Source organism: Streptomyces sp. NPDC037288 (assembly GCF_055603265.1).
In genome coordinates this window covers 1-6,896 of sequence record NZ_JBVJVY010000117.1, presented here as the reverse complement: position 1 = coordinate 6,896, position 6,896 = coordinate 1, and the positions used below count along the sequence as shown (strand labels likewise).

The following is a 6,896-nucleotide window of genomic DNA, read 5'->3' as shown; positions in this document are numbered from 1 at the left end:
GGCCACCCGCCATGACGTGGGCAAAACGACCAGGCGCCCCCAGACCATCGCCGAACGTAATCGTCTCAAAGCTCGCAAAGGTTAAATAACAAGCTCAGTGTCCGCGCCTGATCCACTCCTCCAGGTGAGGCGCCTCGGCGCCGATGGTGGTGGCGTCTCCGTGGCCGGTGAGTACCTTCGTCTCCGGAGGGAGGGTGAGGAGGCGGTCCCGGACGGAGCCGATGATCGTCGGGAAGTGGGAGTAGGAGCGTCCGGTGGCGCCCGGGCCGCCCTGGAAGAGGGTGTCCCCGGTGAAGACGGTGCCGAGCCCGGGGTCGTACAGGCAGACGGCGCCGGGGGCGTGGCCGGGGGTGTGGAGCACTCTCAGGTCGGCGCCGGCGGCCTCGATGACCTGGCCGTCCAGGAGATGCCGGTCGGGGTCGCGGTCGGGGTGGGTCTGCTTCCACAGCGGCAGGTCGTCGGGGTGCAGCCAGATGGTGGCGCCGGTGAGGTCGGCGAGTGCCGGTGCGGCGTTGACGTGGTCGTTGTGGGCGTGTGTGCACACGATGGCGATCAGGCGCCGGTCGTCGACGGCGCGGGCGATGGCCTCGGCGTCATGGGCGGCGTCGATGACGATCACCTCCCGCTCGTCGCCGACGATCCACACGTTGTTCTCGACGTCCCAGGTGCCGCCGTCGAGGGTGAACTGCCCTGAGGTGACGAGGCGTTCGATGCGTACGGTCATCAGAGCACCACCACCGAACGCAGCACGTCACCGTGGTGCATCCGCTCGAACGCCTTTTCCACCTCGTCCAGTTGGATGGTCTCGGTGACGAACGCGTCGAGCGGGAGGCGGCCCTGCAGGTGCAGGTCGATCAGCATGGGGAAGTCCCGGGAGGGCAGGCAGTCGCCGTACCAGCTCGACTTGAGGGCGCCGCCGCGTCCGAACACGTCCAGCAGGGGCAGTTCGAGCTTCATCTCGGGGGTGGGGACGCCGACGAGGACGACCGTGCCGGCGAGGTCGCGGGCGTAGAAGGCCTGCCGGTAGGTCTCCGGGCGGCCGACGGCCTCGATGACGACGTCGGCGCCGAAGCCACCGGTCAGCTCGCGGATCGCCTCGACAGGGTCGGTCTCCTTGGAGTTGACGGTGTGCGTGGCGCCCAGGGTGCGGGCCTTGTCCAGCTTGCGGTCGTCGATGTCCACGGCGATGATCCTCGCCGCGCCGGCGAGGTCCGACCCGGCGATGGCCGCGTCGCCGACGCCGCCGCATCCGATGACCGCGACGGAGTCGCCCCGGCCGACACCGCCCGTGTTGATCGCCGCGCCGATGCCGGCCATGACGCCGCAGCCCAGCAGGCCGGCGACCGCCGGAGAGACGGCCGGGTCGACCTTGGTGCACTGGCCGGCGGCGACGAGGGTCTTCTCGGCGAACGCGCCGATGCCGAGGGCCGGGGAGAGCTCCTGCCCGGTGGCGGCGAGGGTCATCTTCCGCCGGGCGTTGTGGGTGTTGAAGCAGTACCAGGGCCGGCCGCGCAGACAGGCCCGGCAATTGCCGCAGACGGCACGCCAGTTGAGGACCACGAAGTCACCGGGGGTCACATCGGTCACGCCCTCGCCGACCGACTCCACGACACCGGCGGCCTCGTGGCCGAGCAGGAAGGGGAAGTCGTCCGAGATACCGCCCTGCTTGTAGTGCAGGTCGGTATGACAGACCCCGCAGGCCTGCACGCGCACCACGGCCTCACCGGGTCCCGGATCCGGTACCACGATCGTGTCGACCCGTACGGGCTCGTCCCTGCCCGGTGCGATCACGCCGCGTACTTCCTGCGCCATGGTCTGACCCCTTCCTCGGTTGCCTTCCCCGCCGACCCTACGCGCGACCGATCGGCAGCGGGACGGACCACGGCGGTGATCGTGGATCTTTCCGGCCGCCGGGCGAACCGGCCGGGTCCTCACTCCTTGGGAGCGGTTGGAATTCCGTAAGAATCTGACCGAATAACGCCATTCTATGATGGCAATCTTTTTGCAGGCTGCGGGAGTTTGCCTGGTGTGTGCACCTGACCCGGGCGTGCCTCAATGGGGGCATGTCTGTCGACGGCCGCACTGGACGCACCGCATTCCTGTTCTCGGCCGGCGCCGCACCGCGGCCCGGCAGCGGGCGTGAACTCCGCGATTCCTTCCCGGTGTTCGCCGACGCGTTCGACGAGATCTGCGCGCGCCTCGATCCCTATCTCGAACTCCCGCTGGAATGCGTGATGTCCGCGGCCGGCGGCACGCGTACGGCCGCACTGCTGGACCGGGAGTCGTTCGCCGGGCCGGCGGTCTTCGCGCTCCAGGTGGCGCAGTACCGGCTGCTGCACAGCTGGGGCGTCCGGCCGGACGCGGTGTTCGGACACGCGTCCGGGCGGATGGCCGCCGCATACGCCGCGGGTGTGTTCTCCCTGGCGGAGGCCTGTCACGCGGTCGGCACCCTGGCCCGCCTGCTGGGCGGCCGGCCGGCGCAGGGGCCGCGCTCCCCCGGCCTGGACGGCAGCCTCGCCGCCTACGGCCGCACCCTCGCCACGCTCCACCCGCGGGTGCCGCGCATCCCCTTGCTCTGCGACGTCACGGCCCGGCCGGTGGGTACCGAGACCGCCGATCCGGAGTTCTGGGTGCGGCGCGCGCCGCTGCGCTTGGCGGAGGCCGTCTGCCTGCTGCACCGCGACGGGGTCCGCACCTGGCTGGAACTGGGCCCCGCAGACCAGCTCACCCGCCAGCTCCCGGAATGTCTCACGGACTGCCTCGCCGACGGTACGGCCGCGGCCTTCGCGCTGTCCCGGGACTGGGCGCTGCTGCGGTCGGGGCCGAGCGCGGGCCGGCAAGGGCCGTGACGGAACCGGGTGCCAGCCCGCAAGGCCCGTGCCACCGGGGACGTGACCGGCGGCGCCGGCCTGCGCACCGGTACGGCACAGGCGGCGCACCGGCGGAGGCGTACGTCTGCGCTTGCCGTGGCCGCCGGGCCGGAGGAGCCTCGAAGGGTGGGGGTCCGTGTGGTCCGCGCCCCGCCGGGCCGCGGGCGCCCGAAGGAGGTCACCATGGGCACCGCGACAGGTTCCGGCTTCGACACCGAGACACTGCGCCGGGGCATAGAGGGGAACACCGGCAACACCCTTCTGTCTCTGTACGCCGACGACGCCGAGATCCGCATCGTCGACCACAACCACCAGCCCAGCCACCCCACCGTGCTGCGCGGCCGGGGTCAGATCGCCGAGTTGCTGGACGACATCTACAGCCGCGACATGACGCACAAGCTGGACCACTGCGTGGTCCAGGGCGATCACGCGGCGTTCACCGAGTCCTGCCAGTACGGTGACGGTACCCGGGTCCTGGCCGAGTCGATGGTCACGTTGCGTGACGGGAAGATTGCCAGTCAGCTGCTCATCCAGGCGTGGGACGAGTAGGCGCACGCAGTGACATGACAGGCGCCGGAAGGAGATTCGCCAGGGTCCAGGTCACCTCCAGGCTGACCTGGACCTTCTCGGCCAGGGCGGTCCTCGGGCGGACGCCCCGGGCGCACCCCCGGCGGCCGGCGCGGGCTTCCGCGGCGGGCCGGTACGTGTCCGCCGCGCTGCTTCGGTCAGCGCTGAGAGCCGCGCGCCTTCGCCCGCATCCCGCCGCGCTGCCACGGGCGCCTCGCGCGCGGCGTGATCGGCGTCGGTAGCGCCGGCTCCCGTCGTCCGGCCCCACGGGAGCCTGCTTCGACGGGCGGGCCAAGGGGCGTGCGTGCGCTCGGTTACGCTGTACCCGGGCCGTGACTGGCGCTGAGGTGGAGTACCACCGGGGAGCGGTCCGTGGTGGATGCCGCGCGCCTGGGCGAGAGAGTCGATCCAGCCCAGGAGTGTGCAGCATGACCCAGGCCCGTCTCATGGACGGCACCGCCCTCGCCCGCCGTATCGTCGAGGACACCGCGAAGAAGGCCGCCGACCTCACCGCTCGGACCGGTACCGCGCCCTGTCTCGCGACCGTGCTCGTCGGCGAGGATCCGGCGTCCGTGACCTACGTCCGCATGAAGCAGAACCGCTGCCGCAAGGCCGGCATCGGGTCCCGGCACGTGGCCCTGCCCGCCACCACGACGACCGCCGAACTCGTCGGCACCCTGCGGGAGTTGTCTGCCGACCCGGCCGTGCACGGGATCCTGCTCCAGCACCCGGTCGGCGAGCACATCGACGAGCGCGCGGCGTTCGAGGCGATCGCTCCCGAGAAGGACGTCGACGGCGTCACGTTCGCCTCGTTCGCCACGATGAGCTTCGGCCTGCCGGGCTTCGTCTCCTGCACGCCCGGCGGCATCCTGCGCCTCCTGGACGAGTACGGCGTCGACCCCGCCGGGAAGCGGGCCGTGGTCGTGGGCCGCAGCGCGATCCTCGGCAAGCCGGTGGGCATGCTGCTCCTGGCCCGGGACGCGACCGTGACGTACTGCCACTCGCGGACGGCGGACCTGTCGGCGGCGGTCCGCGAGGCGGACATCGTGGTCGCCGCGGTGGGCCGGCCGCGGCTGATCCGCGGGCAGGACATCAAGCCGGGCGCCGTGGTGATCGACGCCGGCTACAACCCGGGGAACGTCGGCGACGTCGACTTCGACTCCGCCGTGGAGTGGGCCTCGCTGATCACGCCGGTGCCGGGCGGTGTCGGCCCCATGACGATCGCCACGCTGCTGGAGCAGACCGTCGAGGCCGCCGCCCGGCAGTCCGGCGCCTGAGGCCGGCGTACGAGGTCAGCGCAGCCAGGCGCTGTACTCCATCACGTCCCCGGCCCGCACGCCGTACCGGGAGTCGTCCTTGCTGAAGGTGGCCTCCAGACCGAGGACCGCACCGGTGCGCGGATCGAGGATCAGCATGCGCCGGGCGCCGGGGACGTCGTACGCGTACGCCTGCCCGGGGCGCCCGAGCCGGTCCGTCACCTGTCCGACGGGCCGCAGGCCCTTGGCGTCCGCGAGGACCCGGACCAGCGCGGCCGACTCTCGGGGGCCGAGTGTCCAGTGGTCCAGCAACTCCCTGACGCTGTCGAGGAGTTCGGCCGTGGTCAGGGACCCTGTGCCGGGGTGGACCGCCTCGGCGAGGTAGGCCCGCAGGGCCGCCGGATCGTGCGGGGGGCGTGCCTCGGGCGGGGCGTCGCTCCAGCTCGGCGGGTAGGCGGTCCGGCTCAGCACATGGCCGTCCTCCACCAGCCGCGGCTCGTCGCCCTCGTCGGTGAGGACCGGGCGGCCCGGGTGGCGCGGATCGGTCGCCACGACGACCTCGGTGTGGCTGTCGTCCGCGTTCCAGCGCACCACGGTCTCCTCCGGGAGGGTCACGGGCGGTTCGCCGTCGCTCATGCCGAGGCTCCAGGACTGCACATGGGTGCCCTTGCGCAGGCCGGGCGAACCGTCCGCGGCGGCCGTGGCGGCCAGTTGGGCCATCCGGTCCAGCGATACGGCGGCGGAGTGGGCCCGGACGGCCAACGGTCGGGGCGCGGCGACGGCGGGCTGACCGTTCGGGCCGCCGAGCAGCGCGGTGAGGGTGGTGGCCAGAACGACGGCGGTGGCGGCGAGGCCCCACAGCAACCGGGCGCGCGGGGCGGCCCGGGAGGGGCGGCGCTCGTCCGTACGCAGCAGCAGTTCCAGCCGCCGCTCGGCGCGGTGGTCCAGCGGTCCGTCACCGAAGTGCGGGCCGTGGACCGGAACCGGGTTGGCGTGACGGAGAAGGTCGAGTTCATCAGGCATGGCGGGGGTCCTTGCGCGGGGGTGCACCGGCGGGGGCAGCGGAATCGGGACGTGATCGCCGGCCGGGACCGCCGTCCCCGGCGGGCGTCTCGGCGTCGGCACCGGCCGGATCGGCCGGCCGCCTGCCGTCACCAGACGTCCGTCCGTCGGGCCGGGCGGTCGCCGACGCCTCGCGAGGCATGCGGTGCCCGGACGGTGACGCGTCCGCCGGCACCCCGGGAGGCATGGGTTGAGCCGGGAGTGACACGTCTGCCGGACTCCCGGCAGCCGGGCGCCGAACAGAGACCGACGTGTCCGCCGGCCTGCCGGAAGGCACGGAGTGAGCGGGGAGTGACACGTCTGCCGGGCTGCCGGGAGACGTCCGCCGAGCGGGGTGCGTCTCGTCGGCCGACGCCCCGGAAACCGGCCGTTCGTTCAGGCTGTCGATCTCGGTGCGCAGTCGGCGGCGGGCGCGGTGCAGGCGCATCGCCGCCGCGCGTCTGCCGCAGCCCAGCGCGACCGCGATCTGCCCGGCGTCGAGTTCCTCCCAGGCCGCGAGGCGCAGTACCTCCTGGTCGGCCGGGGACAGCCGGTTCAGGGCCTCGTGCACCCAGGCGCCGGCGGTCTCGGCGTCCGGACTGTCCACGATGTGCCGGCCGTGGGCGGCCTCGTGGTTGCCCAGCCGGTCCACCAGCCGGCGCCGCCGCCCGTAACCGCGTACCGCGTTCGCCAGGCAGTTGCGGGCCACCCCGTACAACCAGGGCAGCGGCGCCTCCGGCAGGTCGCGCCGCCGTCGCCAGGCGACCGTGAACACCTCCGCCACCACTTCCTCCACCTCATCGGACCGCCCGGGCAGTCGCCGCGCGACATAGCGGCTGACCGCCCAGTAGTGCTCGCGATAGGCAGCGGCGAAGATCTCGTCGTTGCTCATGTTCGGTTCGTGTCCGGCACCGCCCGGATCGTCACACCCTTCTTCCGTGATGCTCATCGCGTCGCCCGAGTGTGACCGGTGGGCCGGGGGCGGACACAGGCGGGGCGTGAAGAGGATCAGAAACATCAAGGGCATCAGGGGCATCAGGGCGGTGCGGTGGCTGACGACCACCGATCACAAGACGATCGGCACGCTCTATCTGGTCACCTCGTTCGCGTTCTTCCTGATCGGTGGCGTGATGGCGCTGCTGATGCGCGCCGAGCTGGCCCG

Annotated in this window: 6 protein-coding genes, 2 pseudogenes and 1 riboswitch; of the genes and pseudogenes, 4 read left to right on the top strand and 4 right to left on the bottom strand. The window is 72.5% G+C overall.

Going from position 1 to position 6,896, the window contains the following annotated elements; genetic code table 11:
• Positions 1-94: 94 nt before the first annotated feature.
• On the bottom strand, positions 95-724 hold the full coding sequence (locus ACZ7GZ_RS41655) for an MBL fold metallo-hydrolase (RefSeq protein WP_471032881.1): 630 nt from the start codon (positions 722-724) through the stop codon (positions 95-97).
• A complete protein-coding gene (locus ACZ7GZ_RS41650; protein WP_471032880.1) occupies positions 724-1,812 on the bottom strand; it encodes an S-(hydroxymethyl)mycothiol dehydrogenase in 1,089 nt (362 codons plus the stop codon). Before ACZ7GZ_RS41650 ends, ACZ7GZ_RS41655 begins: the two co-directional genes overlap by 1 nt.
• Positions 1,813-2,063: 251 nt before the next feature.
• Between ACZ7GZ_RS41650 and ACZ7GZ_RS41645 the strand changes: the two genes are divergently transcribed.
• The 3 genes from ACZ7GZ_RS41645 (at position 2,064) to ACZ7GZ_RS41635 (ending at position 4,714) form a co-directional block, all read left to right on the top strand.
• The gene (locus tag ACZ7GZ_RS41645; protein WP_471032878.1) at positions 2,064-2,849 is read left to right on the top strand and encodes an acyltransferase domain-containing protein; all 786 of its coding nucleotides are present in this window, start codon (positions 2,064-2,066) and stop codon (positions 2,847-2,849) included.
• Between the two features lie 204 nt (positions 2,850-3,053).
• Positions 3,054-3,419, top strand: coding sequence for a nuclear transport factor 2 family protein (locus ACZ7GZ_RS41640; RefSeq protein ID WP_471032876.1), 366 nt, complete (start codon positions 3,054-3,056; stop codon positions 3,417-3,419).
• A 340-nt stretch (positions 3,420-3,759) separates the two neighbouring features.
• Positions 3,760-3,840: riboswitch (ZMP/ZTP riboswitch) on the top strand.
• Positions 3,841-3,865: 25 nt separating this feature from the next.
• On the top strand, positions 3,866-4,714 hold the full coding sequence (locus tag ACZ7GZ_RS41635; RefSeq protein WP_471032874.1) for a bifunctional 5,10-methylenetetrahydrofolate dehydrogenase/5,10-methenyltetrahydrofolate cyclohydrolase: 849 nt from the start codon (positions 3,866-3,868) through the stop codon (positions 4,712-4,714).
• A gap of 15 nt (positions 4,715-4,729) precedes the next feature.
• Here ACZ7GZ_RS41635 and ACZ7GZ_RS41630 read toward each other — a convergent pair whose 3' ends face one another.
• Positions 4,730-5,716 (bottom strand): CU044_5270 family protein, encoded by a 987-nt coding sequence (locus tag ACZ7GZ_RS41630; RefSeq protein WP_471032872.1) that lies wholly within the window; start codon positions 5,714-5,716, stop codon positions 4,730-4,732.
• Between the two features lie 412 nt (positions 5,717-6,128).
• Positions 6,129-6,626: pseudogene (locus ACZ7GZ_RS41625) on the bottom strand (RNA polymerase sigma factor); the annotation flags it as partial.
• On the opposite strand from ACZ7GZ_RS41625, the pseudogene ACZ7GZ_RS41620 reads away from it, so the two are divergent.
• Positions 6,625-6,896 (top strand): annotated as a pseudogene (locus ACZ7GZ_RS41620) (hypothetical protein); the annotation flags it as partial. The pseudogenes ACZ7GZ_RS41625 and ACZ7GZ_RS41620 overlap by 2 nt on opposite strands.

What these genes read in the sequence shown, in the direction of transcription:
- ACZ7GZ_RS41645 (WP_471032878.1), top strand. Translation starts at nt 2,064, where the DNA reads ATGTCTGTCGACGGCCGCACTGGACGCACCGCATTCCTGTTCTCGGCC.
- ACZ7GZ_RS41630 (WP_471032872.1), bottom strand. Translation starts at nt 5,716, where the DNA reads ATGCCTGATGAACTCGACCTTCTCCGTCACGCCAACCCGGTTCCGGTC.
- ACZ7GZ_RS41655 (WP_471032881.1), bottom strand. Translation starts at nt 724, where the DNA reads ATGACCGTACGCATCGAACGCCTCGTCACCTCAGGGCAGTTCACCCTC.
- ACZ7GZ_RS41640 (WP_471032876.1), top strand. Translation starts at nt 3,054, where the DNA reads ATGGGCACCGCGACAGGTTCCGGCTTCGACACCGAGACACTGCGCCGG.
- ACZ7GZ_RS41635 (WP_471032874.1), top strand. Translation starts at nt 3,866, where the DNA reads ATGACCCAGGCCCGTCTCATGGACGGCACCGCCCTCGCCCGCCGTATC.
- ACZ7GZ_RS41650 (WP_471032880.1), bottom strand. Translation starts at nt 1,812, where the DNA reads ATGGCGCAGGAAGTACGCGGCGTGATCGCACCGGGCAGGGACGAGCCC.